The 25636-nt window shown below is 61.8% G+C and carries 23 protein-coding genes; 13 read left to right on the top strand and 10 right to left on the bottom strand.

The genetic code is table 11. The features are described 5' to 3' along the window. Positions 1-212 precede the first annotated feature (212 nt). Positions 213-2630, top strand: a complete 2418-nt coding sequence (locus tag ACLB0R_RS06680) for a TonB-dependent receptor (protein WP_416642500.1) — start codon at positions 213-215, stop codon at positions 2628-2630. 205 nt (positions 2631-2835) lie between these two features. Here the strand turns inward: ACLB0R_RS06680 and ACLB0R_RS06675 are convergent, their stop codons facing one another. The 4 genes from ACLB0R_RS06675 to ACLB0R_RS06660 all read right to left on the bottom strand — a co-directional run bounded on the left by ACLB0R_RS06675 (position 2836) and on the right by ACLB0R_RS06660 (position 7328). Beyond that, positions 2836-3105, bottom strand: a complete 270-nt coding sequence (locus ACLB0R_RS06675) for a hypothetical protein (protein WP_416642499.1) — start codon at positions 3103-3105, stop codon at positions 2836-2838. Positions 3106-3346: 241 nt separating this feature from the next. Next, positions 3347-4723, bottom strand: coding sequence for a S41 family peptidase (locus ACLB0R_RS06670; protein WP_434953787.1), 1377 nt, complete (start codon positions 4721-4723; stop codon positions 3347-3349). A 260-nt stretch (positions 4724-4983) separates the two neighbouring features. Further along, positions 4984-6561 carry a hypothetical protein gene (locus ACLB0R_RS06665; protein WP_434953786.1) on the bottom strand — a complete coding sequence of 526 codons (1578 nt, stop codon included), beginning with the start codon at positions 6559-6561 and terminating at the stop codon, positions 4984-4986. A 26-nt stretch (positions 6562-6587) separates the two neighbouring features. Further along, positions 6588-7328 (bottom strand): MauE/DoxX family redox-associated membrane protein, encoded by a 741-nt coding sequence (locus ACLB0R_RS06660; protein ID WP_416642496.1) that lies wholly within the window; start codon positions 7326-7328, stop codon positions 6588-6590. A gap of 79 nt (positions 7329-7407) precedes the next feature. On the opposite strand from ACLB0R_RS06660, the gene ACLB0R_RS06655 reads away from it, so the two are divergent. The 9 genes from ACLB0R_RS06655 to copD all read left to right on the top strand — a co-directional run bounded on the left by ACLB0R_RS06655 (position 7408) and on the right by copD (position 16382). Next, positions 7408-7818, top strand: coding sequence for a MerR family transcriptional regulator (locus ACLB0R_RS06655; RefSeq protein ID WP_416642495.1), 411 nt, complete (start codon positions 7408-7410; stop codon positions 7816-7818). Between the two features lie 403 nt (positions 7819-8221). Beyond that, entirely contained in the window at positions 8222-8539 is a 318-nt protein-coding gene (locus ACLB0R_RS06650) for a hypothetical protein (protein WP_416642494.1), read from the top strand. Between the two features lie 157 nt (positions 8540-8696). Continuing rightward, entirely contained in the window at positions 8697-10076 is a 1380-nt protein-coding gene (locus tag ACLB0R_RS06645) for a TolC family protein (RefSeq protein WP_416642493.1), read from the top strand. Continuing rightward, positions 10076-11119: a hypothetical protein gene (locus ACLB0R_RS06640; RefSeq protein WP_416642492.1), complete on the top strand. Its 1044-nt coding sequence runs from the start codon at positions 10076-10078 to the stop codon at positions 11117-11119. Before ACLB0R_RS06645 ends, ACLB0R_RS06640 begins: the two co-directional genes overlap by 1 nt. Further along, the gene (locus ACLB0R_RS06635) at positions 11116-14247 is read left to right on the top strand and encodes an efflux RND transporter permease subunit (RefSeq protein WP_416642491.1); all 3132 of its coding nucleotides are present in this window, start codon (positions 11116-11118) and stop codon (positions 14245-14247) included. The genes ACLB0R_RS06640 and ACLB0R_RS06635 overlap by 4 nt, the downstream gene beginning before the upstream one ends. After that, positions 14244-14381, top strand: coding sequence for a hypothetical protein (locus tag ACLB0R_RS06630; RefSeq protein ID WP_416642490.1), 138 nt, complete (start codon positions 14244-14246; stop codon positions 14379-14381). The genes ACLB0R_RS06635 and ACLB0R_RS06630 overlap by 4 nt, the downstream gene beginning before the upstream one ends. 238 nt (positions 14382-14619) lie before the next feature. Continuing rightward, positions 14620-14985, top strand: a complete 366-nt coding sequence (locus tag ACLB0R_RS06625) for a hypothetical protein (protein ID WP_416642489.1) — start codon at positions 14620-14622, stop codon at positions 14983-14985. Between the two features lie 86 nt (positions 14986-15071). Beyond that, positions 15072-15440, top strand: coding sequence for a copper homeostasis periplasmic binding protein CopC (gene copC, locus ACLB0R_RS06620; protein ID WP_416642488.1), 369 nt, complete (start codon positions 15072-15074; stop codon positions 15438-15440). 3 nt (positions 15441-15443) lie between these two features. Then, positions 15444-16382 (top strand): copper homeostasis membrane protein CopD, encoded by a 939-nt coding sequence (gene copD, locus ACLB0R_RS06615; protein ID WP_416642487.1) that lies wholly within the window; start codon positions 15444-15446, stop codon positions 16380-16382. Positions 16383-16615: 233 nt separating this feature from the next. Here the strand turns inward: copD and ACLB0R_RS06610 are convergent, their stop codons facing one another. After that, a complete protein-coding gene (locus ACLB0R_RS06610) occupies positions 16616-17335 on the bottom strand; it encodes a hypothetical protein (protein ID WP_416642486.1) in 720 nt (239 codons plus the stop codon). 383 nt (positions 17336-17718) lie between these two features. On the opposite strand from ACLB0R_RS06610, the gene ACLB0R_RS06605 reads away from it, so the two are divergent. Then, a complete protein-coding gene (locus ACLB0R_RS06605; RefSeq protein WP_416642485.1) occupies positions 17719-18264 on the top strand; it encodes a tetratricopeptide repeat protein in 546 nt (181 codons plus the stop codon). Between the two features lie 1161 nt (positions 18265-19425). Then, on the top strand, positions 19426-19809 hold the full coding sequence (locus ACLB0R_RS06600; protein WP_416642484.1) for a glycine zipper 2TM domain-containing protein: 384 nt from the start codon (positions 19426-19428) through the stop codon (positions 19807-19809). A gap of 152 nt (positions 19810-19961) precedes the next feature. Here ACLB0R_RS06600 and ACLB0R_RS06595 read toward each other — a convergent pair whose 3' ends face one another. From ACLB0R_RS06595 to ACLB0R_RS06580, 4 genes are all read right to left on the bottom strand, one after another. Next, positions 19962-20318: a c-type cytochrome gene (locus ACLB0R_RS06595; protein ID WP_434953785.1), complete on the bottom strand. Its 357-nt coding sequence runs from the start codon at positions 20316-20318 to the stop codon at positions 19962-19964. Positions 20319-20344: 26 nt separating this feature from the next. Continuing rightward, entirely contained in the window at positions 20345-20857 is a 513-nt protein-coding gene (locus tag ACLB0R_RS06590) for a group I truncated hemoglobin (RefSeq protein ID WP_416642482.1), read from the bottom strand. Positions 20858-20884: 27 nt separating this feature from the next. Then, a complete protein-coding gene (locus tag ACLB0R_RS06585; RefSeq protein WP_416642481.1) occupies positions 20885-21688 on the bottom strand; it encodes a DUF3034 family protein in 804 nt (267 codons plus the stop codon). A 641-nt stretch (positions 21689-22329) separates the two neighbouring features. After that, positions 22330-22626, bottom strand: a complete 297-nt coding sequence (locus tag ACLB0R_RS06580) for a hypothetical protein (RefSeq protein WP_434953784.1) — start codon at positions 22624-22626, stop codon at positions 22330-22332. 210 nt (positions 22627-22836) lie between these two features. Between ACLB0R_RS06580 and ACLB0R_RS06575 the strand changes: the two genes are divergently transcribed. Then, positions 22837-24024, top strand: a complete 1188-nt coding sequence (locus ACLB0R_RS06575; protein WP_416642480.1) for an ATP-binding protein — start codon at positions 22837-22839, stop codon at positions 24022-24024. Positions 24025-24224: 200 nt separating this feature from the next. Here the strand turns inward: ACLB0R_RS06575 and ACLB0R_RS06570 are convergent, their stop codons facing one another. Continuing rightward, on the bottom strand, positions 24225-25610 hold the full coding sequence (locus ACLB0R_RS06570) for a tyrosine-type recombinase/integrase (RefSeq protein ID WP_416642479.1): 1386 nt from the start codon (positions 25608-25610) through the stop codon (positions 24225-24227). Positions 25611-25636 lie beyond the last annotated feature (26 nt).

Below are 25636 nucleotides of genomic sequence, written 5' to 3'. Positions count from 1 at the left end.
ACTAGGCGCCCCACAATCGGTCGCCTAGAAGGCGACTTCTCCGCTCCAAAAGCTGCCACCATAAAATGCGGCTGAATGCAGCGGAGCGACTGCTACCGAGCTGAATATCCTGCACCGTGGCGAGCCGATGGCGCATCCCTCATGGCTTGCCGAACCATTGCCGCAGGCCTAATGCAATATACGGCTGTATATAGCGTCGAGGGGTGGGAACCATGGCATTCGGAATCGCGGTTTTGCTGTCTCTGGCATCAGGTTCGAATACGCCAGCTCTTGCTCCCACCGCGCCCGATCCTGCGATCGTCGCTGATGTACCTGTTTCCGGCGCAACCGACGCCCTACCCGACGTGATCGTCACTGCCCGTCGCCGCGCCGAAGATGCTGCGCGCGTGCCTGCCGCGCTGACGGTCGTCGGCGGCGACACGATCGACCGCTCCTACACCGTGAACACCCAGCAGCTCAGCATCCTGGTGCCGACGCTCAATTACAGCTCGGCCAACCCGCGCAACACCGCCTTCACCATCCGTGGGCTGGGCAGCAGCGTCGTCGCGGTCAGCCAGGCGAATGATGGGCTTGAATCGGGGGTCGGCTTCTATGTCGACCAAGTCTATCACGGCCGCCCGGCCACCGCCGCGTTCGACTTTGCCGATATCGAGCGGATCGAGGTATTGCGCGGCCCCCAGGGCACGCTGTTCGGCAAGAACACCACCGCCGGCGCGATCAACATCGCCAGCCGCGCGCCGAGCTTCACGCCCGAAGCGCAGGAGGAAGTCTCCTATGGCGATTACAACTATATCCAGGCCAAGGCGTGGGGCTCAGGCCCGATCATCGACGACACGCTCGCTTTCCGCATTTCCGGCGTCGAGACGCGGCGCGACGGCGTGCTCTACAACACCCGCCTGCACAAGCAGCAGAATGACCTCGGCAACCAGTCGGTCCGGGGCCAGCTGCTGTGGACGCCCAGCGCCGATTGGTCGTTCCGCCTGATTGCCGATTTCACCAATTACAGCAACGAATGCTGCACCCAGGTTTTCCTGCGCGTCGGCCAGAGCCTGCGCCCGGCGACGCGGCAATATCCCTATCTCGCCGCCAATGCCCCCGGCGGGCCTTATGCCCCGCCCAGCACCAATCCCTATGACCGGCTGACCGACATCGACGCGCCACTGGGCGTCAACACCAACGAGGGCGGAGTCGAGCTGATCAGCGATTACAGGATCGGCGGGGCGACGCTCACCTCGGTCAGCGCTTGGCGCTTCTGGAATTGGGATGCGGCCAACGACCGCGATTATACCGGGCTGCCGATCCAGCTCACCCAGCACATTCCCTCACGGCAGGACCAGTACAGCCAGGAACTGCGCATCGCGTCGAATGGCGATCATCGCTTCAATTATGTCGGCGGCCTCTATTTCTACACGCAGACGATCACCGGCGAGCCGATCAGCATCTATGGCCCCGCCGGCGCTTATTGGCTGATCGGCCCGACAACGGGCGCCGCCAATACGCCCGTCCCCGCCAATCTGCTCGACGGCTATGGCACCGATGGCCACACCCGCTTCTCGTCAGACAGCTACGCCGTGTTCGGCGAGGCGAACTGGCAGATCGTGCCGCGCGTCACGCTGACAGGGGGCCTGCGCTACACCTACGAAGTCAAGGACGGCGCCTATCTGTCGACCGTGGGCGGCGGCGCGACCGTTACCAACGCGACGCTGATCCGCGCGCAACGCAACATCTTCACCTGCCAGACCGCTGATCTCACGACCAATGTCTGCCAGAGCTACACCGCGCACAATGTCGAGGATAACCTCTCGGGCCGCGCCAATATCTCCTACCAGGCGACGCCCAACGTCTTTGCCTATGCAAGCTATGCGCGCGGCTTCAAATCGGGCGGCATCAACATGTCGGGGCTGCCGCTCAATTCGCTCAATCAGCCGACGCTGAGCACGGCGGTCGTCAGGCCCGAAGTCAACCAGACCTGGGAAGCCGGCATCAAATCGCGGCTGTTCGATCACCATCTGTCGCTCGATCTGGTCGGCTTTTACACCAAGGTGCGCGATTTCCAGGCGACGATTGTCGACAGTACGCAGACGGTCGCGCTGCGCGGCTATCTCTCGAACGTCCCGCAAGTGACGGTGAAGGGCGTCGAGGCCGATGCCAGCGCGCGCCTCGCCGGGCTGACGCTCACCGGTTCGCTGGCCTATGCCAACGGCAGCTACACCAACTACCCCGCCGGCCCCTGCCCGCTCGAACTGCAAGGCAGCGCGACGACCGCCTGCAACCTGACCGGCCAGCCGCTCGCCGGCCTGCCGCGCTGGTCGGAATCGCTGATCATCGATTATGTCCGGCCGCTGGCGGGCAAGCTGGAGTTCGTGCTCCACGCCGATACCGCCTGGCGCAGCGGCTATTTCGGCGACCCGTCGCTGTCGCGCTACACCTATATCAATGCCTATAGCCTGACCAACGCGAGCGCCGGTTTCCGCCTCAGCAGGAAGGTCGAAATACTAGTGTTCGCCCGCAATCTGTTCGACGCGCGCTACATCCAGAACCTGACGATCCAGGCCGGCAATTCGGGGCTGATCGTCGGCACGCCGAGCGAGCCGCGAATCGTCGGGCTGACGCTGCGTGCGCGGCAATAAACGAGCGTCGAATCAGCTTCGTGAATTAACGAAGCAATAGGAGCACGCAGCAACCCCCGTATTTCCGCAACGCGCCTTAATATCGGCCGTTCGACTTGGCGTTCTCCAACCACGAAAGTTGCCTTTCGTCCAGATAGCGTTCTTAACGCTAAATTCGCTTAGTCGGCTGCCAACAGCGCCGTTGCGAACCCTGCCAGCCCACGCGTCACGCCTCAGGCTGTGGCGCGTTCTGAAACCCTTCAGTGAAGACGTAGCCGAGATGCAGGATCATCATCAGAGTGAGACCTCCAATGGGGATGGTGAGAGCGGCTCTTGCCGGCTGATCAAGATGCAGAACTGACGATAGCAAGGCGCTGGCAGCAATGAGCAATAAACTGAGAAGCATTCTGATCGCCATGATAGTCAGGCGGAAGTCGCCTGCGGACGCGGCCTCTGCTCTCAAGCGGCTATGATAATCCTGTACAAGCTGCAGCATTGTGACCTCCGTGCTGGAACCGCCCACCGACGGCAGCCGTCGTTAGCCTATCAGACCACCCTATGTCTGCAAGTGAGGCCTGGGCGGCCGCCATATGTCGGAGCCGAAGTTAAGTCAGCGATGCGCCCTAAAAGCCGCCCGTCAAGCGGCTTTGCCGAATGCCTAAAACCGGTCAAAGCGAACATAATTGTTATGATGAAGTTCGGTCCCGACCACCATGTATTGTAAAGCGACGCAGGTCCTAGGCGCGACCGATCCATTCCACCGCAGCATCCATCTGTGCATCTCGGCCAGCAGCAATGTCTGCCGGTCGGCGCGGGACTAGCACATCGGGATAAAGGCCGGCGTCCGGCGGCAGACCCGGCGGAAAATAGCCGATCAGCGGCAGATCGAACTCGATGCCGCTGGCGGGCAAGCGGACGAAGAAGAAGGCACCACCATTGATCCCGCGCTGGTTGCCGCCAGTCATTTCGCCAATTAATCGGATGAGCTTGTTGCGCTGCGCCTTTTGGGCGAACTGGAAGGTCGCCGAACTGTTGACCGGTCCGATCAGCGCGGCGACCGGCAATTGCAGGCGGGGTTCGGCTGGCGCAATGACCGTGCCGCTTTGCTCTGCGTGAAGGCGGTAGAAGCCGTTGGCGCTCGGCGCGGCGCCGACCCCAAGCGTCCGGAAGCTTTTATCCCAGGTGTCGAGATATTGGTCGAGATCGGCTGGGGTACGCTCGAAACGAACACGGCGCTCAGCACCGTCATCCGCGATCGGCGCGGTCGCCAAACGGGCCAGAATGGCGTCGCCGCAATCCAGCCCACCCTCATTGTCGCGCAGATCGATGATAAGACCCTTGGCACCGGCCAGGGTGTTCAACCGATCATCCAGCCATTGTCGCCACGGCCATTTGCTGTCGTAAACCGCCCAGCTTGGCATGGTGAGCAGCGCGATGCCGTCGGGCCGCACCTGCCACTGCCATCGGGGCGCATCCTTACTGGTTGGACCCGCTGCCATTTGCGCGCGTCGGTCTGCAAGATTGAGCGTCGGGACTTGGCGCTGTTGTTCATCGCCATTGGGCAGACGCAGGCTCAAAAGGTGCGTAGCATCGGAACGCGCCCCGAAGACCAAACCCTGGAACACATCGAAATACTCGATGCGGTCGCGGCCGTTGACGCCCAGCAACGAAACGCGTTTGGCGTCGTTGTGGCCGTCGGCGCGGGCGTAGGGCATCAGCGCGCGGAGCATCGCGGTTGCCGCGACGCCATTGATCGAGACGACCTCCGTCCCCGGGGCGATCATGCCGGTGCGATCGGCGGTCACGATCATCCGCCGATTGATCCACTCGAAGTAGAAGGGCAGCCGGGTCCGGCGATCGAACAACTCAGCGGCGAGCGCGTCGCGTTGATTGAAGAAATTGCAATAGGTGTGGCCGCAGCGGATGCTCGCCAAAAATCGAGATATCGCCAGATAGCGCGCCTCGTTGGTCGTCGCGCCGACGAACTGCCGTTCAAGCACCTCAAGCCGGCGGTTGACCTCCGCCTCGGTTGAATAGCGATAAAGCCCAGGATGCAAGGTAAGTGCCTTGCGCAAAATGGCCATGTCGTCGCGGAGATCGCCCGTTGTCGCCATGGCCAAGCTGGGGAGCGCGGCGATGGCCCCAAAGGTAGCGATGGCTTCGCGGCGGGTCATGGGCATTTTGGGGTAAACCTATTTTACCGTTACAGTCCGCAGATACGCTTCTGCACCTCAACAGGATGAGCGCTGCGCTACGATGTATCGACCGGCTCAGAGGAGCAATCGCTTTTCCCGTTTTGTCGGCAAAGCGCCCTAAAAGCGGACGCTAGACGCTCGCCCAGCCAGACCTAAATGCGGTCGTCCATTGACCGGGCTTAGTCCAGCTTAAAGCGGATGAACACTTCGCCCGACCAGCGATCACCGCCATAGGCACCATTTAGCCCTTGCGGCACGAAGGTGCGCGACCCGAGTGCACCAAGCCCGATCTTGAGATGCGTTACGAGCTGGATATCACGGATGGCGCCTGCCGAGACCTTCCCGACGGTGAACACCGTGCCGTGGAACGATCCAGCCGCCGGCAGCAGCTCGTCATTATCAACCCGCTCACCTCGGCCGAAGAAAGTCCACCGATCATTGGGGTGGATCGCGCTTTCGAGCACGAAGGCGTCTAGCGCATCACTTGAAACGCCCGGCTCAATGTCGATCCGCCGCCCCCACGCGAATGTTGTCGACCAATAACCGATCGCGCCGACGCTGCGGGTGTAGATCGCACTGGCCGAGTAACGTCGCTGATTTTGGTCCGGCGTCACTTGCTCAGGGCTGCGCTGAAAGGCGTAGGAGGCTTGAAGCGCGAGTGTAGCGGTGGGGTTCCAGCTGACGCGGGCCGCAAAGGAATCGAACTTCGGTGCCTCGATATCGTACCGGTGTTGATCGGGCTCGCGTCCCCGGAACGTCGAGGCTTCGACCTTGATGTTGCCTAACACCAGCCCGCCAGTAATGACCCCCTGTGTGCCGTGCATGCTATCGAGCCAATGATGGCTGATCGGTGCCTCCGGGTCGTCCTGGATCGATAGGCGGTGGATATAGGCTGGCGGTCCGAAGGCTGGATCGCCGACTTCGCCGTAGAACAAATAGCTGCTCAGCCGGTCTGTGAAGCGATGCGACAGCGACACCGACAATTCGCTGATCAGATCGTGCGGGTGCTGACGATCGATCAGCTGGGTGCGTCCGTCAGCGGTCTCGCCGGTTGCGAATAGAAGCGGATAGCCGCGAGGTCCCATGAACGGGTCTGGGGTGACGGCGACACGGAGTTGCAGGCGATCTCGCGCAGACAAATCCCTCGCCGCCGAACCCATGATGTGACCCAGCACGAACGCCTTTTCACCGCCGCGTGGCCCGGATTGATTGTCATAGACCACATTGACGGTGCCATGCAGCATCAGGTCCCACCCTCCGTGCTCACCGTGCAGGCCATAATGCGGCGATAGGTCCGGCTGCCAACTCGTTCCCGATGCGTCTCGGTTGCCAGGATAAAGGCCGAATGCACTTTTCATGACGTGGTGACCGGCGTGGGACATGCTCTCCATACCAGTCATTTCCGGCATGTCGTGGTGCATCAGCGGCGCTTCGGCCGGTGCCGGTGGCGCGCCGGGTGCAACCTTGGTTGGTTCGGCTGGCGTCGTCATGTCCATGCCGGCCATCGGCATGGTCGGGTCCATCGGCTCGGTGGTTGGCACCGGCTCCGACTTGGCATTTTCCCGCACCGGCGCCAGTGTTGGCGATACGGATTGAGCGTGCTGCGCCGGATGACCCGCCGGCGCTTTCGGCTTGGGTTTAGGCTTCACCTTCGCAACGGGCTTCGGCGCCGGCTTAGGCATGGTCATCCCCGGCGTCATGTGGTGCCCGGCATGCGGATCGCTCTGCGCCATCGCCACCCCCGGCAGCATCAGCAATGCCGCCCCCGTCAATCCAAGCCTCTTCACTTCACCGTCATCCAGATCGCCATCGCCACCATCATCAGATTTTCAATCAACGACACAAAGCCCAACGGCACGTTGGACGAGCCGCCAACGCAGGCGCATTTGAGCGTCCGCTTGTTGATATAGACTGCCTTCACTACCGACACCGCGCCGATGCCGCCCATCGCCAGCGCGATGGGCACCGCCAGCCAGCGCAGCACGCCTGCCGTCATCAGCACGCCCGCTAGCGCCTCGCCGAACGGGTAGAGATAAGCGTAGGGCACCCAGCGCCGTGCGAGCAGATCGTAATTGAGGAACATCGTCGAAAACCGCTCGATATCCTGCAGCTTCAGGATCGCCAGCACGCACATCCACAGGCTGATGAACCACATTGATGCCTGCTCGGTAAACGCGGTGCCGAACGCGGCGACGCTGGCCGCGAGCGCGATCAGCGCGGTCATGCTGAACAAGGCGATGATCGAGCGATAGCTCGTCTTGTCGGGCGACAGCACATGCCCGCCGAAATAGCGCGTCAGGTCGTCATTACCGCCGACCCGCTCGCCGTCGATGAAAGTTTGCGGCGTCGTCTTCACGCCATGCTGGGCCTTGAACGCCTCGGTTTCTTCGCGCGTGCGCAGCCAATGGTCCTCAACCGCATAGCCGTGCCGCTCGAGCTGCCATTTCGATTTAAGCCCATAAGGGCAGATATGCTCGGGCATTACCATCCGGTAGAGGACAGCCTTGCGCGCAGTGGCAGTCATCGAGCCAAACTCCAGCGGCTAGCTTGTGCCGCGTCTCGCGCTCGCCATATAGGGTCCGTACCATAGTCCGGAGTCAAGCATGGTAACGATCACTATTGCCGGCCTTGCTCGTGCAGGCGGTGTTGGCGTCGAAACCGTCCGCTATTATCAGCGCCGCGGGCTGTTGCACGAGCCGGAGCGGCCCAAGGGTTCGGCCATCAGGGGCGGGTTCCGGCGCTATAGTGACGAGGATATCCGACGCCTGCGATTCATCCGCGCCGCCCAAGCCGCCGGCTTCTCGCTCGACGATATCCGTGAGTTGCTCGACCTAGACGCGGTAAGCGATCGTAACCGGGCGCGCGAGATTGCTCGGGCGCGGCTTGACGACCTTGATCGCCGGATCGCTGAGCTGAAGAAAGCACGTGGTTGGTTGGTTGAGTTGGAGCGCGATTGTGCGAACGGCAAGCCTGGCCCATGCCCGATCTTGCGGGCGTTCGAAGGAAAGACCTAAGTAAGACCAAGTAAGCGTTGGCGCCTCCCGCGCGAAGAAGGCGACGCGTGCGTTGATGGGTTATCTTGAGGTGAACCACATGCGGCCCCATTACCCGGCGGCTAAAATGCGCCCAAATCTTGGACGTTGAGCGGCCGATCGATGCCACCTAAAAGCGGATAAAATTCAATCGGTAAGCTTCAAGGCCAACAAAAAGTTCGAAACTCTCTTGGCCGCCAAATGTCTTCGATCTGATTAGCTAATAGCATTCAAAGCGTCGTGAGTCAGTCGGCTCAGGACGTGCCGGGGCAGCGCTGGGACATCAAGACTGAGCATTGAGGTGGTGCGGTTGGGCAATTGCCTGTATGCCGGTCCTGTGATGCCGACTCCTCTGGGGCACCTTCGTGCGAGATTCAGGCGAGTCATGATGGTGCTCGCGGCGTTTCTGCTCGTCTCGGCTCCGAACCTGATGGTGTCGGCAAACGCGTCTGTCATGGCGCAGCGCCTCGCTATCGCCGACTTCTCTATGTTGATGGACGACACGCCTGACGTAGGCCCGGTGAACGATGCTCCGCCGCCAATGATCGGTGCCGTAAACCTCTTTTTCGTCGGCGTCCTGCCGGGCGATCAAGGTCAGGATTTCAGCCCTAGCAAGCTGGGCCGGGTACCTTGGTCGCGTTGTGCTTGCGCACTGCTGAGGTCGTGCAGGTTGAACTCGCTCGAGCGACCTCCTCGGGCCTGACCGAACGGCGCTCCGCGTCTGCATCCGCCCGCTTTTCGGCGGTGGCGCAACCATCGGTAACAAGCTGCCATCGAGGGATCATCCTGTGTTTTGCATTGCCACAATGCGTGCGCCTGCTCCCGGACGCTCGCCGAACTCCTTATTCAGGCAAAGAATCATGCGTCGGGTACTGGCTGGTATCGCCGCGTTGTTTGCGACTTCCTGCACTACCACACCGCCGACGCCGATCGTGCCCGCGACTTCGGCCGCCGCTTTCCGCACTCGCTCGCTCAATGATCCGGCGCTGGTGGCGCTCGCCGCAAGGGCAGGGCTCGCCGTCTGGCCGCCCGCCCGCGTTGACGGGCCGGCGCTCGTCCTTGTGGCCCTGGAGAACGCCCAAGCCGTCCAGCTCGCGCGCGCCAAGTGGCGGGTCGCTGAAGCCGCCATCCGCACGGCCGGGCAGCGCCCGAACCCCACGCTCAGCCTCAACCCGGTTGCCGTCACGAACGCAGCGGCAGGGACGATCCCCTGGCTTCTTTCGGCAACCTTGGTCCAGCTGGTGGAAACGGCGCGCAAGCGACCCTTGCGGGTCGAAGCAGCACGCTACCGGGCGGAAGCGGCGCGGCTCGATCTGGTGAGCATCGGGCGCGAAGCGACACAGATGATCAACGGCCTCCTGATCGATCTTTCCGTCGCGCAGGCCCGGCTCGCCGCGCTCGATACGCAAGCTGCCGCCGACACCGGATTGGTCGAGGCCGCCGAGAAGAAGCTCCGGGTTGGGGAGGACTCGCACGTCGCGGTGGTCACCACGCGCGCGATATTGAACCGCGTCGAGCTCGATCGGCAAGCGACGATGGCCGCGCAAACTGACACGCTTCATCAGCTTGCCATCGCGGTGGGGCTCCCGGCCGAACGCCTGCCGATCGAGCGCCTGACGCTCCCGCGACTCGATACGGGCCTGTCCCCAGCCTTCATCGCCCGTGCGCGCGACGCGGCACCGTTGAACCGGGCGGACCTGCTCGCGCGGCTCGCCGACTACGCTGCGGCCGATGCAGATTTCAGATTGCAGCTCGCGGGTCGCACGCCGAACGCGGAACTCGGACCGACCTTCGAATACGACCAGGGCGCACGAAAATGGGGCCTGACGCTTGCCGTCGCGTTACCGGTGTTCAATAGAAATGGCGGCCAGATCGGTGAAGCGGCGGCCCAGCGCGCCCAAGCCGAGAAAACCTTTACCACCGCCCAAGCCGCTGCGATCGGCGAAGTCGATCGGGCGGTGGACGCTTACCGACAAGCCGTCAAGGCGCTTGCCGTCGCCGAACGCCTCCACGTGCAGGAGGCGGAGCGCGCCCGCGCTGCCGAGACATTGTTCGCCCGGGGCGAGATCGACCGGGTGGAACTGCTCACCGCGCGTGCCGAACTGGCTGCGCAAGGCACCAACCTGGCCGACGCGCAAGGCAGGGTCGCCAAGGCCGCGTACGCGGTCGAAGCGGCTGGACAGCTCCGCGCCGATGGGTTCGATCCCACGCCGCTCATCCTAATTAAAGGAGACCGCTGATGCGGCAACATCTCAAGGGCGCGCCTGCGCTGGCCATTCTGGCGCTCGTGATTGCTGGCGGCGGCGCACTCGCACTTCGAGTGGTCGGGCCAAGCACTGCAACCGAAAGTGGGGACGCACCGGTCGAAAGCGCGATACGGGTCCAGGGGACCGGCGCTGCCACACAGATCATCGTCCCTCGCCTGGTGCTCGCCAAGGGGGATTTGGTCGTCGCGCCGGCCGCCGAAGCGTCGCTAGCGCAAACCCAAACTGCGCTCGCGACAGTGCTCTCGCTGCAACCGCTCGTCCAGCAGCGCCAAGCGCTCGCGACGGCGACGGCGGAAGCCCGCCGCGCCGGTGCCGCCGCCCTTGCGGCGCGGCTCGAAGCGAAGCGCCTTGCGCAGCTCCAAGCCGATGGTGAGATCGCATCCGCCAAGGCGCTCGAAGCGCAGCAAGCGACGGCCACGGCCGAAGGGGCGGCGCTCGCCAACGCACGCGCGCAAATCGCTCTGCAAGCGACCGGCGCGCGACAGCAGTTCGGGCCGCTGCTGGGCGGATGGTTGGTCCGTGACGCCGCGCCACTGCAAAGCCTGTTCGCCGGCCATATGCTGCTCGTTCAACTCTCGGGCGCGAATCTGGGGGCGCAGCCACCGGAGCGCGCCGAGCTGACGCTTCCGGATGGCAGCCGGGTAGTCGTATCCATCATTGGCCCTGCCGCACAGGCTGACCCTAAGTTCCAGGCGGCAGGGTATTACGGACTGGTTCCCGCCCGCGCGGAGCTGGCGCCGGGCGTCTCGGTTCCGGCGACGCTGCCCGCCGGGCCGCGCCTGCGGGGCGTCGCCGTGCCAGATGCCGCGATCATCCGCTCGAATGGGCGCGCGATCGTCTATGTCGAACGGCGCCCCGGCGTGTTCGTGCCCACGGCGATCGTCACCGCAGCCCGCTCCGGGGACGGTTGGCTGGCCACTGCGGGCCTCGCTCCGGGCGCGCGTGTCGTCACGCACGGCGCACAGCTTCTATTCTCGCAAGCAAATCAGGGCACGAATGTCGGGGGCGGCGAATGAATCCCGTTGGCTTCATCGGCGGGCTCATTACCGGCTCGCTGCGCCGCCGCTTCGTCGTTCTGGGGTTAGCGCTGCTGCTTACCGCTTATGGCATGTTCCGGCTCGGCGCGGCCGATTATGACGTGTTCCCCGATTTTGCGCCACCCCGTGCCTCGGTCCAGACGGAAGCGCCCGGGTTGACGGCCGAACAGGTCGAGGCGCTGGTCACGCGCCCGATCGAAACGCGCATCTTGGGCGTCCCCGGCGTCGTCCTGGTCCGCTCGCGTTCGGTCCAAGGCGTGTCAGACATTTCCGTCACTTTCGCAGCCGGCGCGGACCTGTTCCGCGCCCGCCAGCAACTGAGCGAGGCAATGGCGGGGATTGTCAGCGACCTGCCGCAAGGCGCGCGACCGCCGACAATCGCGCCGCTCACCTCGGCAACGGGAATCGTGCTGATTGCCGGCCTGACCTCTGACCGCCTGTCGGCAATGGAGCTGCGCACGCTTGCGCAATGGACGATCCGGCCGAGGCTGCTCGCGGTCCCCGGTGTGGCACAAGTCTCGATCTATGGCGGCGACGCCAAGCAATATCAGGTCGCGGTCGATCCGCAAAAGCTCGCGCGCTACAATCTTTCCTTCGACGATCTCGCGACCGCCATCCAGCGCACGCTGGGGGTGCGCGGAGCCGGCTTCATCGACACCGCCAACCAGCGCATCATCCTGGAAGCGAGCGATCCCGCCGCCGCTGAACAGCGGCTAGCGGGGACCATCGTCGTTGCCGGCCAGGGGCAGCGCCTCACTCTGGGGGCGGTCGCCAACATCGAAGCCGCTCCCGCGCCTGCCGTCGGCACGGCGCTGATCGGCAGCAAGCCCGGAATCGAACTGCTGATCTCCGAGCAATATGGCGCGAACACCGTTAAGACAGGTCAGGGCGTCGAGGCGGCGATCTATAGTCTGAACGCTGAACTGACGCCGCAAGGCGTCACGATCCGCCCGGATTTGTTCAGGCCTGCGACGTTCATTTCGACCGCGCTCCACAACCTGCAATTCGCGCTGGGCGTAGGCGGTGTGCTCGTCATCGCGGTCGTGTTCCTGTTCCTGTGGAACGTCCGAATGGCAGCGATCGCGCTCACCGCCATTCCCTTGTCGTTGCTCGCCGGAACGCTGATGCTCGAACTGTTCGGCTATAGCCTCAATACCATGACGCTGGGTGGCCTCGGCATCGCGGTGGGCCTCCTGGTCGATGACGCGGTGATCGTTGTCGAAAACGTCTATCGGCGCCTGCGGATCGCGCGCGATGCCGGCGAGCCCGCGACGGTCGCCGAGGTGATCGGCTCGGCCACGTTCGAGGTGAGAAGCGCGGTTGTCTTCGCGACCCTCGCCATCGCGCTCATCTTCGTCCCGGTGCTTGCGATCCAGGACGTAGCCGGTCGGCTGTTCGGGCCGCTGGGCCTCGCCTATATTCTCGCGACGCTCGCCTCGCTCGTCGTGGCGCTAACTGTCACGCCCGCGCTCTGCTTGCTGCTCATCCACCCCGATCGGCTGCCAGATCACGAACCCGCGTTCATCCAACGCCTCAAGCGCGTCTATACGCGCCTGCTCGGCCGGGTCGAAGGCCGGTTGCCGCTCGTTGCCTCGATCGTGATTGGCGCGTCGATCGCGGTGTTCTCGGTCGTGCCGCGGCTTGGCACTGCCTTCATCCCCGAGCTGAAGGAAGGGCATTACGTCCTATCAATGCAGCTCGCGCCGGGCAGCTCGCTCGCTGTCTCGGAAGCGGTAGGGCGCCAAGTCGCTGCCGCCATTCTACGCGTTCCTCATGTGCTAAGCGTCGCTCAACGCACCGGGCGCGCGGAAGCGGGCGCGGAAATCTCGGCCGGCCCGGAATACAGCGAACTCGACATCGACCTCGCGCCGACGGATGCCGAAGGGCAGGAACAGGCGGAAGCGGCGATCCGCCGCGTACTTGCAGAAACGCCGGGGCCCATATTTGTCCTGCGCACCTTCCTCACTGACCGGCTCGGTGACGTGATTTCTGGTGACACGGCGCCGGTCGTCGTGCGTCTGCACGGGGAGGATCTGGACGCAATCGACCGCGCTGCCGCGCAAATCGCCGACGCGGTGCGCACCGTTCCTGGCGCAATCGATGTGGTGCGTCAAAGCCCGCCCGGCGCACCCACACTCGTCGTGTCGCTTCGGCATGAAGCCTTGGTCCGGTGGGGGTTCAACCCGCTCGACGTGCTCAACCAAATTCAGGCGGCTTATCAGGGCCAGATCGTGGGGCAGGTCTATCAAGGCGAGCGCGTGTTCGACGCTGTGCTGATCCTCTCGCCATCGCTTCGCGCCGCTCCGGAGACCGTCGGCAATCTACTCCTGAAGTCGCCCGATGGGACCTTCGTCCGAGCTGCCGATCTCGCCAATATCGCCCTGGTGAATGGCAGATTCGAAGTCGTGCATATCGGCGGGCAACGGGTCGGGACGGTCACGTCGGGGACTACCGACCCCAATGTGGGCGCGTTCACGCAGCGCGTGCAGGCAAAGGTGGCGGCGCTCAAACTGCCCCCCGGAGTGACGGCCTCGATCGAAGGCGCGGCCGCCGAGCAAGCCAAGTCAGCGCAAAGCCTCCTCATCAACTCCCTGCTGGCAGCGGTGGCGATGCTGCTCCTACTCTCGCTCACCGTACCACGTCTGAGGAACCTCGGTCTTGTGTTTCTCAACCTGCCCTTCGCGATGGTAGGCGGCGTGCTCGCCTTGTGGCTGACAGGCGGGATCGCGTCACTGGGCGCGCTGGTCGGATTTGTCACACTGTTCGGCATTACGCTCAGGAATGCCATCATGATGGTGTCGCACTATGACCTGCTGACGGGCGAAGAAGGACGAGCCTTGGACGCCACTACCTCGATCGAAGGCGCAGCCGATCGGCTCGTACCCATCCTGATGACCACGCTCGCTACCGCGCTGGGACTGCTGCCGCTTGCACTCGGAAGCGGCGAGCCAGGCCGGGAAATAGAAGGGCCGATGGCGGTCGTAATTCTAGGCGGTCTGGCGAGCTCGGCCGCTCTCAATTTGCTGATTCTGCCGGGGCTGGCGCTGCGGTTCGGGCGGTTCGGTCGTGGGGAACGCGGAGCAAACGTTCTGGGAGGAACGGCATGAATACCGCCAATTTGCGGCGCTCATCCTGGCCCGACTTGATCGTCGCGCTCGGGATCGCGCTGATGAACGTCGATGCAGCAGGACAGCTAGAACCAATCATTACGTCACGCCTGCGCGTCAATTGGATCAAATAAGTCGACGCGAGCGCACGTTCATGGTCATCACGCCACTAAAGGTGCACGAACCGGTTTAACGCGGCCTTTTCCGGCATGCGGCGATGGCATTGAGGGGCTATGCCCAATTCTGGCAGCTTTCGAGAACCCGTGACTTGGGCCAGACCAATTTCCTGAACCGCGACTGCAAACTTTCCTCAGCCGCCATTCACGGTAACAATGTCACCTCTTGCTCGCCTTGATAAGGAGGAGGCGAGTTATGCGTAAATTGATGATGACGATGTTGGGTGCCACCGCACTGGTCGGTTTTGCCGTCCCCGCGGCAGCCCATGACCAATACGACAACAGTTATCAGCACGATCGACTGCATGATCGGCTGGACCGCCAACATGATCGGATCCATGACCGGCTGGATGCGATCCACGAGCAAGCCCATGAGGAAGGACTGACGCCTTGGGAACATGCCCAATTGCACCGTGAGCTCGACTACGCCCATGCCCGTGCCGATGCGCGGCTGCGCTGGCAGCATGAACTCGAGCATCGCCGCGGCTCATGGGAATATTATAACCGTTATCGCCCGAGTTATGGTTATAATCATGACTATGATGACCGCTGGGATCGGTGACCGATAATGCCCCGCCCGGAAGAGGATTTGTGCCTGCCGGGCGGGTCTACTTAACCTTTAGGGCGCACTGTGCCTGGAGAACTGCGATGAAATTCGTAATCAAATCCGCCATCGGTATTGGCCTTGCGTCTATCATGATGATCAGCACTGCCCAGGCGCATCCTCGTATCGTAAGTTCAACACCGGCTGCCAACGGCGCTATTGCCAAGCCAAGTCGGCTGACCATTCGGTTCAGCGAGCGCCTGGTAGGCCCACTTACCGGGGCAACGCTCGTTAGCGTGCGTGCCGGTCACGTCACCACAATACCAACGGCCACGGCGCTCGACCTGAGCAACAAGATACTGATCGTGAAATTGGCTCAACCGCTGGCGGCGGGGCGATATCAGCTCGACTGGCACGCCGTTTCGGTCGATACCCACCGAGTCCAGGGCTCGCTTGCCTTTCGTGCGATCTGATCCGTGACCGACTGGGTGGTAATCGACATTCGGTTCGCGCTCTATTTGTGCTTGGCGCTGCAGTTCGGACTGCCCCTGTTCCGGCTGCACGCGCTCAGCACTGAAGACCGAGCACAACTGTCGCAGAAAGGCACGGCGACGACGACCTTGGTTTTGGCCATATCGTCGATCGCCCTGGTCATATCCGGCCTATGGGTGAACTGCGCTCGGATGGCGGATATGGACGTCTCGTCGCTCGATTGGCGAACGGTAGAGACGATCGTCATGCAAACATCGATTGGCGTGGCTTGGCAAGTGCAGCTGGCAGCGCTTGCGATCTCGCTTCCGGCTACCCTTTGGTGGCATCGCTCCAATAGCGTTCGGCCAGCGTTGCTCGTCGGATGCGCTGCGGGCGTAGCGCTCGGTTCGATTGCCTGGACGGGACATGGCGCGGCGGGTGACGGCTTGGTCGGTGCCGGACACCTGATCGCAGACATCGCTCATTTGCTTGCAGTGGGTGTTTGGTTGGGAGCGTTGGCGGGGTTCGTGGCTCTATTGTTCGCTGCGGGTTCGGCCTATTCGTCCGACCAATTGTCGATTGCGGCGGCCGCACTGCGACGCTTTGCCTTCACAGGCAGCATCGCGGTGGCAGCAATTGTGCTGACAGGTCTGGTGAACAGCGTGCTGCTATTTGACATCACGCGTCCTGGTTTGATCATAAGCTCGCCTTACGGCGAGCTACTCATGGTCAAGCTGGGTCTGTTTACCGCCATGCTCGCGCTTGCAGCCACAAATCGCTTCCGGCTTACGCCGGCGCTGACACAAGCCATCGGAACTGGCGAGACCAGCGCAGCGCTGGCGGCTCTACGGCGAAGTCTGGCGGTCGAGAGCGGGACAGCTATCGGGATTTTGGCCCTCGTCGCTTGGCTTGGCACGCTTGCGCCACCGGGTTCGATGGCCTGACCCGGCAAGTGCGGTTGTGGTGATCAAGCCGAAAGCCATCCGCATATTCTCTGAGCGATCGTGAGCGTGCTCAGGGTAGTCGTTCGTTGAGTTAAAAAAGACATTCTGAGCTATTGGCGCCAGATAACGGCACGAGATCGATCAGGGTCGATCGACTGCGATGCGGCGACCTTGTGCATGTGTCGATCGGCGTTGGCCTGGCTCGCAGTAAGGCGCTAAGCGGCGCAGATGCGCTAGAATTTGAACTCGTAGCTCACCAACAAGCGTGCCTGCCCGTCTGCATGGTCGCGGGCACTCCCAAAAGCCCGAAGCCATCCTGCCTCGATCTCGATTTCACCGGGACCGACCCGCTCGACATCCGCCTTGATGACCGGTCCCGCATAAGTCTCCTGCCGTCCGCCAAAATGCTGGGTCGAGCCAAGATCACCGAATGCTTCGACACCTAGGCGTAGATCATCCCCAACCAACGACCAATCAGCGGACGCAGCGTAGCTGAGCGCAACAGGCTCGCCGCCCCGAAGTGCGTGCTCGCCGATGAGGTTCAGGCGCCCATCGAACGCGCCGGCGCGATGCTCCAACAAAAGCTTGCCTTCGAGCACGTCGTCATTGCCGCGCAGGCCATGCTTATATTCGCCGTACAGCGCGACATCGAGCTTAAGCGGCTTGATTTGGCCGAAGGCATAAATGGCCTCGATCGATGTCGATTCCACGGTCCGAGCGCTACCGGGCTCGCGCGTGGTCTCAACGAGCGCGGCTGCGGCAAATCGGTTCGAGAATGCGTATTCAGCTTCCAGCGTCAGCCCGTCCTTCTTATCGTCCGGGCCGCCCGTAAGCCGACCATAGCGTGCCTCGAACTCGGCGGTGCCACGTTTTAGTGTTGCACCGTAAACCGGATCACCGACGCCGGGTTCGGCGAAAGCGGCCGTCGGCACGCACAACAGCAATATCGTCAATCCGAACCGTAGCATGAGTTTCCTCCCCGAGTCCGGTCCTTCTATTGAGACGCATTCGCATTCGCAAGATGCCTTGTCGCGGAAAGATTTGGACGATGGTTTTACGAGGCTGCGCGTCTCCTGTGTCTAGCCGGTTGTGCTGAGGCTGACACAGCGCGATAGGGTTTTGGTAGTCGGTTCAAAGCAATGCGAACCGACGAACTCTCCATGTTGAAAGCCAGCGATGTCGACGAATTGGCAATAGCTTGGCTGGCGCTTTCCAATGACGCTTTGCCCTAAGGCTTTATCGCGCTAGCTTCCCACGATCGGATTACGCCCCGACTTCCGACAACCAGCTAAAAGACAGAAAAACCAAGAAGTTGCGACCCGGTTATATTGAACAAATGTCAAAGGTTGGCGGCTTCATTGCAGGGTACGTGGCGGTCACTGTTTTTGAGCATTCCATCGAATTCCGAAATAGGGCAAATCTCGATTTCACACGCCAAAATGTGCGGAAGGCTATCATGAAAGTAGCTACCCTAATCGCTGCAGCAGTACTTGCGTCTACAGGCATAGAGGCGCGAGCGGGCCAAATGGAAGACGCTAGGGCAGCTTACGCAAAAGGCGACTTTGCAACCGCCTTCCGCTTGGGGCACCAAGCCGCAGAAAAAGGCGACGGGTCAGCTCAGGCCATGCTCGGTTACATGTATCACGATGGTGAAGGAGTAGCTCGGAACTATATGCTGGCCTTTATGTGGTTCCAACTGGCGGCTGCCCAATTGGAGAAGGAGGCTAGGCTAAAGAAAGACAACAAGCTCTTTGATCTCAGCAGGGATACCGCACAGGCAATGGACCTCACGGCAAGTCTGATGACGCCCGCTGAAATCACTGAAGCACATCGCAAGGCTTATCAGTGCCAGGCGAACGGCTTCAAAAGCTGCGATCGGTAGGATGAGTTGTTGAAGGTACCGTCAATCTACCCTGAACCGCTGGCTTTGGGATGTATGTGGGGAGTTCCGGTCGACGTCTAGCTAGCCATCGCCTGCCACTCCGCAAGGGCGGCTGAGCGGCTCCCTTCCGGGTCGGGTGATCAAGGAGATAGCGTTCGAGGTTAAGATGTCCCCCGTCAACGCCAATGGCAAAGTTCTGAGGTTGGGATTTAAGGCGCATCTGGGTTTCGTCGCAGTGACGAAGGAACGAAAATCAAGCGCACGACCTCCAATGAATCGGCGACCAAGGCCCCTGAGGATCGGGTGGTGAAGGAAACCCGGCGCCAGACCCGGCGGCACTTCTCGGCCGAGGAGAAGTTTTAAACCGTGCTCGAAGGCCTGCACGGCGAGGACAGCATTGCCGAGCGGGGCTGGGCAGATGGCCAGGTTCGCGTCCTGACTGTCAATGAAGCTAATTCCTCAGGCAGGGGCGGCGAAACGAACGCGCCGGCTCGCTGACCGGGATAAGACAATCCGAGAGGCATATCTTCAAAGCCAATGTCACTTGCTCAAGGGCGGTGCTGCACAAGCTTCCATTACAAAAAACTATTTCCGTGACACCATTGCGTGGAGTACGGTCGCCATGCTTCCAAAGGCTGAGATCGCCAATCTTGCCGAGCAAGAGCCCAAGGGGGGAGCGGACCCTAGCCCGGCAAGACCAATTGCGCCGTTCGGGGCGTTTAGCAATCATACCCAAAATCGATCCCGTTGTCACCACCCTCACGCTTGCACGGAAATGGCTGGCCAAAGGCATCACGCGGATTTCTAAGCCGGCTTCAACCCAGCCGCTGCTTGCCGTTTCCGCTTGAGTTTGCCCTAAGTAACGACGGCTGCGCGCCTTGGCGCCAAATGTTAGAGGCGCCGATCAGGTCTCTGCCGGCTCTTGTTCGTAACAAGCTTGGCAAACCCTTTTTGGTCGGCGAGCAGACTGATCTCAACCGAGGGCCAAGATCGACGTAGACTTGTCCGTTCTCAACGGATGGGCCCGGCGCGCGGCGACGAGCCGTTTCATATACGCGATGTCGTTGAACAAGCTGAACATTGGCTAACCGATATGTTCAGCTTGTTGCCAGCTGCACGTTACTATTCATCGGTCTGTCGAGAGGCAAACAGGAGAGTATTATGTTGCGTAAAATCATGCTTGCCGCGGCGATGGCCTTTGTCCCCATTACCGCGTTGCCGAGCCCTGCCTTGGCCCATGACCACGGCTGGTACGACCGCGATGACGATGATGGCTGGGATCACGACCATGGTCATCATTGGGGTCATGCTTATGGGCATTATCGCGATCGCGGCTATGATCAGGAGCAGGGTTATTATCGCGACTATCGCCCCTATCATCGGTGCCACCGCAACGACACCACGGGCTTGATCCTTGGCGGCGCTGGCGGTGCGCTTATTGGCCGCGCGCTCGATCCAAGAGGCGATCATGCAACCGGTACGATCCTTGGCGCTGGCGCCGGTGCACTGCTCGGCCGAGAAGTCGCCCGCAACAATTGTAGATGAGATCCGGGCCCGGAGCGGACCTGACGGCACTGCCGCCAGGTCCGCAGTCTATTGTCCTTGGACCGCTGTCTAAAGTCCCGGTACGCCGCCAGACTGAATGGGCCACCACACCTCCGTCAGCGTCGCGACCGGGCAGTGAGGCGGTATTCGGCTTACTTGTTCGACGTCGTCTTGAGATAAGCGATGATCGCGGCACGATCGGTCGCACTGGGCACCACCAAGTACATCTTTGTGCCCTTGACCATCTTTTGCGGGCCTTGGAGCCACTGGTCGAGGGTTGCGGCGTTCCAGACGATGCCTGAAGACTTGAGCGCTGCCGAATAGGCATAGCCTGGCGCAGTGCCTGCAGGACGGCCGAACACGCCACGATGCGCCGGGCCGATCTTGTTAGCATCGAGGTTATGGCAGGTCGTACATTTGCTCTGATAGAGCTTGGCGCCTGGCAGGTCGTCTGCTGATGTTTGGGCCAGGCAAGGACTGGCGACCGCCAGCCCTCCGGCAACGATCATTGATCGCGCGATCATTTGCATGGCCCTCATTTGTCGATGATGTCGCGGTGCATCGGTGCAAGCGCCGCGATCAGGCGGTTTTGCGCGCGGAACGGAATGTGGCGCTTGTTCATCGCGACCTGAAGCTCTTCGACCAACCCGTAGAAATTGGTTTCCTTCACGTTCATGCCACGATGCGCCTCGGCCATCGTGCGGCCATGATATTCACACGGGCCATGCATGATCACGCAGAATTGCTCGACCAGCAGCGCCTTGATCTTGGCCTGATCGGCATTCTCGAAAAAGGGTCGCGTCTTAGGGTTCTTGAGCCAACGCGCCATAGCGTCATCCATCAACGCGGTAAGCCCTTCGCGGCCGCCAAACGTCTTGTAGAGGTTTTCCTTGTCGGTGATGACGGGCGTTGTCGGCGCGGTCGGCTTGATCGACGGATCGCTGACCGCCGGCTCGTGCACGTTATATTTGCCGGCAAGATTTTCCTGGGCAAGCGCGACCGAACCCGAACCGGCTAGCAGCACAAGCGAAAGGGCGATTTTAAACATGATCATCTCCTAGGAACGTGATGGTGGTCAGAACCCGACCTGAAGCGAGACATACGCACCGTTCTGGCGCTTCAGCGCAATCTGGCCGAGCCGGGCATAGGCCGCGGTGATCGAGACGTTGCGGGTGGGCGCGTAAGCGACAAAGAAGTCGTACGCATTCTCCTCGCGGAAGGTCGTGCCGCCCAGCGCCCCTTCGAGCCGGTTCGACTTGGTTCGAAATTCGCCGCCAACCGCGAGCTTGCGGGTCAACAGATAGGCGGCGGAGCCTTCGAACTGCGGCTTATAGGCCTGGTCTTTGCCACCCAGCCCGCCAAAACCCAAAATGCCGAACTGATTGGCCTTGGTCAGGCGCACCGTCGCATTCAGGAGCACGCTCTGCGACAGGATGAGCTTGGTCGCAGCCACATAGAAGTCGACGCCTTCGCGCTTAAGCCCGAGCGCGCCACCGACGACCGTTTTGTCATCGTTGATCTTGTACTGAAGCCCGACTGAAAGCTGCGGCAGCAGCTTGTCCTGATCGAGCACTGCATCGCCATACAGACGAACCTTGGCACCGATGATTGTCTGGTTGATGTTGAAATTGTTGCCTAGCCCTAGGCTGGCCCCCAGCTTGCGTAGGTTGAAATTCTGGCGCGCAACCGAGACTTCGATGCGATTGCGAAAGCTGAACGCACCGCCATACGACCTGAGCGTGAAGCCCTGGGTATCAACATCCGTGAAGAAGGCGCTCGCACCGATTTGATTTCGCGTGCCGTAAGTGCCGATAAGCGCCCAAGGGACGATGCCGCCGCCAGCGGCGCCTTCGATCGTGGAGACGCCACCCGTCAGCAATAACCGACCGCCGTTCGACAAAAATGATTGGTGCGGGTCAGCTGGCGCGCGGTCGGGAGCAGGAGCCGGTGCTGGATCGGCGAGGGGAGCGGGTTGAGCGTCTTCCGAGGGAGCGGCTGTAATCACAGGTTCAGCGTCGGTTCGATCAGCCGCATGTGCGACTGACGGCTGAAACGCGCATAAAGCTGCTCCGGCGAAGATCGCTGCGGCAATCTTCGTCTGAAATGGTGGCGACATCATTTGCTCCCCTTTTTATGGCGCCAAGCCTGCTCCGGCGCGCGCGCCCAAGCTACGGAGCGCCATCGCTTCGGGATGCAACGTCTGACAAAAGTTTCTTCGAATTTTGATATTTAATGGCTGGTCGACGGAGATTCGTCGCCGCCGGTGGGTGGGCCGAATTGGCTTCCCGGCTTCATGTCTGCCCCAACGGACGCCTTTTCAAGCTTGGTGATTTGCGAGCAGTCTTTCCGCTCCCGGCTCACTTCCAACCGTTCCTTTGTGCGGCTGTGGGATCGCTGCCAGAGGGCCGCAAGCCGACTGACTGCCAGCGGCTCAGACCCAAAAAACCAGACAGTCTGTGCGAGTGTTCAGCATAGGCATTCGAAGGGCGCCATGCCGTCGGCATTCAAAGATCAGGGCGGTCATTGCAAGGGGCATCGCATCATGCGTCCGGCGCACGCCGACCAGCACGCGTGCCGCGACCGCCAGACCGATCGCTGGAAAATGAATAAATACGGCCGCTCGACCCAGCGATGCATGATCGCCCAATTTTTGTCGAGCGCTTGGACAAAGACCAGCGTGAGGAGCGCCAGCGCGCCAACCTTGAGCGAGCGTATCAGTCGCGCTGCACGCCGTTGCACATCGCCTTCCGCCTTGGCGACAAGCCAGGCAACCCCAAGCAGGGTATAGCCGACGCAATCGATCGTCCCGATCGCCAAGTTACTGCGGGCGCTACGCGGTATAGCCATGCAGCCCCAGCAAGATATCAGCATTGCTAAACGGGCCGCTGCGGCCAAACCGTTTATGGCTCAATACGGCATTGCCGGACGCCTATCACGATGCCTGTCGAAGGGGTTCGGTGCGATTGACTTATAGTCCTTTTGCCGATTTATATACTCTCAAGCTATAAACCGTTGAAGGCACTATAAATGGACGAGACGCTGAACCCGTATGCGCCTGGTGCAGGGACCAGGCCGCCCGAGCTGGTCGGTCGGGACCAGGTGATCGAAGACATTTCGGTCGCCCTTGCGCGCACCGCGAAGGGGCGCTCGGCGCGGCATTCGATCCTGACCGGGCTTCGTGGAGTCGGCAAGACAGTGCTGCTCGACCATCTTTATCGGCGCGCCGCAAGCGAGGGTCATGCCTGCGTCAAAATCGAAGCGCCAGAGAACCGCAAGCTGCCGTCGCTGCTCGTGCCGGACCTTCGTCGCGTGCTGTTCGAACTCGATCGCAAGGGCGCGGCTGCCCGAACGGTGCGTCGCGGATTTGCCGCGTTGCGAAATTTCGCATCTGCGTTCAAGATCAGCGTCGCTGGCATCGAGATCGAATTGACGCCCGACGATCGCGGGCTGGCCGACAGTGGCGACCTTGGGCTCGACTTGAAGGACCTGCTGGCCGCCGTTGCCGAGGCGGCGGCGGATCGCGGCGTTGCGCTCGCGATCTTTATCGACGAGATTCAATATTTGTCGGCAGACGATCTCGGTGCCTTTTTGTCCGCGCTCCATCAGGTCGGGCAGGACACAAAGCCTGTGCTGCTAATCGGGGCGGGCCTGCCGCAGATCGCCGGGCTGATGGGCGAAGCGAAGTCGTACAGCGAGCGCCTCGTCCGCTTCGTGACCGTGGGACCGCTTGCTCGCCTCGAAGCACACAAGGCGCTGAGTGCCCCAGCCGAGGCGGAAGGCGTTCGCTGGGAGAACCAAGCTCTCGACCGCGTCTTCGACATCACCGAAGGCTATCCCTATTTCGTGCAGGAATGGGGCGCGCAGAGCTGGCGCGTTGCGCGCGGTACCCCAATCGGGCTCGACGACGTCGAGCGAGCGACGCCGATTGCGATCGAGGAACTCGACAACAGCTTCTTTCGCGTACGCCTCGATCGATTGTCGCCGCTAGAGCGGCGATATCTACGTGCCATGGCGGAAGCCGCTGACGGTGAGCGGATCGCGTCGAGTGCCGTTGCCGCGCAATTGGGCAAGACGGTTGGCGCAGCCGCACCAACACGCGACAGCCTGATCAAGAAGGGCATGATCTATGCGGTGCAGCACGGCGAGGTTGGCTTTACGGTGCCGCTCTTCGGCGCGTTCATGAAACGGGTGGTGCCGGTGCTCGGCGACGGCTAGGGAATTCACGCACCAAGAATTCCAAGACTTGGCATGGTCGAAGCGGATACCCGAACTGGCTTAGGCCCGAGACGTCCAATCATTTCCGGACATCGTGCAGCTGCTACTAATGCGCAGGCGATCTTGCGCTAAAGAACCTGCCCAAAATCAGATCCTTAAATGTCGGACCGTGATCTTCCTCTGCTGCCTTGCCTGAGTGATTATGTCCGTTCGCGTCTGCCTCCCAAGGGAAAGGCGAAGTTGGACGGAACCGGCGCCGGCAAGCGGCGACGCGAATTGTCGCCGGTGAGCTTCGACGGGCGGTCCACCAAGACGTTTGGGGGCGGCAACCCGTCTGACAGCAAGTCAGCCCAAACCTGCGCCAACTCGCCGCGACGCGGCATGTAGGCCGCCCGGTTATAAGCGCCTTCGACTTTTTCCTTCGGGACATGGGCAAGCATCAGATCGATGATCGCCCGATCCCCCAGCTTGCCTTCTCGCTCGGCCCATTCGTTCATGATCGTTGAAAACGCCGCCCGAAATCCATGCGGCACGTGATGGCCATGGTAGCCCGCCCGATTGAGCAGGTAGCCGATCGCATTCTCGCTCATCGGACGATGGACATCGCGATTGCTGGGAAACAGCAGCGCGTAGCTGCCCGTCAACGGCCAAAGCGCGCGCAGGACTGCCAGACATTGCGGGGTCAACGGCACCAGATGATCGCCGCCGATCTCCTCCTTTCGATCGAGGTCCCCCTTCATCCGCGCGGCCGGGATGCGCCAGAGCGGCAGCGGGCCGTTAAGGCTCTCGAACTCGACCCAACGTGCCCCACGCAACTCGTTGGGGCGAACGGCGGTCAGTGCTAGCAGGCGCAAGGCCAAGCGCGTTATCGGACGCGCGAAGTCCTCTTCGGCATCGTTGATCATCTTCCGAAGACGAGCAAGGTCGGTAATCGCCGGCTGGTTCTTCCGTCGCAGCGGCTTCAGCACGGCGCCGAGACGTTCGGCGGGGTCGTGATCCGCCAGTCCCTTGGCGATCGCGTACACGAATACGCCCGATATCCGTTGGCGCACGCGCTTGGCGGTCTCAATAGCGCCGCGATCTTCGATCGCTTTCAGCACTTCATAGACGATCGGCACCGTCAGTTCCCTGATCGGGATCGAGCCAAGATCGGGGAAGACGTCGCGCTCCAGGCTGCGCAGGACATCCGCGGCATGGACCGCCGCCCACTGTGGAGCAGAAATTTCGTGCCATGCTCGAGCGACCCGCTCGAACGTCATCTGGCCCGCCTCGATGTTCGCCTGGACCTCCAGCTTTCGCGCGACCGCGGGATCGTGTCCATCGGCGAGCCGGCTGCGCGCCTCGTCGCGCTTCGCCCGCGCATCGACGAGGCTCACCATCGGATAGATGCCAAGATGCATCGTCTTCTGCTTGTCGCCGTATCGATAGCTCCATTTCCAAAGCTTCGAGCCGCCCGGTTTCACGAGCAGGTATAGCCGGTGGCTATCCGTCAGCTTGTATGGCTTCGCTTGCGGCTTCGCCGCACGGATTTTCGCATCGCTTAGCATCAGACCTCCAGGACCACGTTTTTGACGTGCCAGGACCACGTTTTGGGACCACGCGTGACGCGAAA

Source organism: Sphingomonas sp. GlSt437 (assembly GCF_048015635.2).
Taxonomy (GTDB): domain Bacteria; phylum Pseudomonadota; class Alphaproteobacteria; order Sphingomonadales; family Sphingomonadaceae; genus Sphingomonas.
The sequence above is the reverse complement of the archived record's forward strand: the minus strand, read 5'-3'. Positions and strand labels throughout refer to the sequence as shown.

Bases quoted from the DNA above. Each gene is read 5' to 3' on its own strand.
- copC (WP_416642488.1), top strand. From the start codon at position 15,072: ATGAAATTCGTAATCAAATCCGCCATCGGTATTGGCCTTGCGTCTATC.
- ACLB0R_RS06670 (WP_434953787.1), bottom strand. From the start codon at position 4,723: ATGGCGACAACGGGCGATCTCCGCGACGACATGGCCATTTTGCGCAAG.
- ACLB0R_RS06630 (WP_416642490.1), top strand. From the start codon at position 14,244: ATGAATACCGCCAATTTGCGGCGCTCATCCTGGCCCGACTTGATCGTC.
- ACLB0R_RS06660 (WP_416642496.1), bottom strand. From the start codon at position 7,328: ATGACTGCCACTGCGCGCAAGGCTGTCCTCTACCGGATGGTAATGCCC.
- ACLB0R_RS06655 (WP_416642495.1), top strand. From the start codon at position 7,408: ATGGTAACGATCACTATTGCCGGCCTTGCTCGTGCAGGCGGTGTTGGC.
- ACLB0R_RS06675 (WP_416642499.1), bottom strand. From the start codon at position 3,105: ATGCTGCAGCTTGTACAGGATTATCATAGCCGCTTGAGAGCAGAGGCC.
- ACLB0R_RS06640 (WP_416642492.1), top strand. From the start codon at position 10,076: ATGCGGCAACATCTCAAGGGCGCGCCTGCGCTGGCCATTCTGGCGCTC.
- ACLB0R_RS06650 (WP_416642494.1), top strand. From the start codon at position 8,222: ATGATGGTGCTCGCGGCGTTTCTGCTCGTCTCGGCTCCGAACCTGATG.
- ACLB0R_RS06595 (WP_434953785.1), bottom strand. From the start codon at position 20,318: ATGATCGTTGCCGGAGGGCTGGCGGTCGCCAGTCCTTGCCTGGCCCAA.
- ACLB0R_RS06635 (WP_416642491.1), top strand. From the start codon at position 11,116: ATGAATCCCGTTGGCTTCATCGGCGGGCTCATTACCGGCTCGCTGCGC.
- ACLB0R_RS06600 (WP_416642484.1), top strand. From the start codon at position 19,426: ATGTTGCGTAAAATCATGCTTGCCGCGGCGATGGCCTTTGTCCCCATT.
- ACLB0R_RS06575 (WP_416642480.1), top strand. From the start codon at position 22,837: ATGGACGAGACGCTGAACCCGTATGCGCCTGGTGCAGGGACCAGGCCG.
- ACLB0R_RS06645 (WP_416642493.1), top strand. From the start codon at position 8,697: ATGCGTCGGGTACTGGCTGGTATCGCCGCGTTGTTTGCGACTTCCTGC.
- ACLB0R_RS06590 (WP_416642482.1), bottom strand. From the start codon at position 20,857: ATGTTTAAAATCGCCCTTTCGCTTGTGCTGCTAGCCGGTTCGGGTTCG.
- ACLB0R_RS06605 (WP_416642485.1), top strand. From the start codon at position 17,719: ATGTCAAAGGTTGGCGGCTTCATTGCAGGGTACGTGGCGGTCACTGTT.
- ACLB0R_RS06625 (WP_416642489.1), top strand. From the start codon at position 14,620: ATGCGTAAATTGATGATGACGATGTTGGGTGCCACCGCACTGGTCGGT.
- ACLB0R_RS06680 (WP_416642500.1), top strand. From the start codon at position 213: ATGGCATTCGGAATCGCGGTTTTGCTGTCTCTGGCATCAGGTTCGAAT.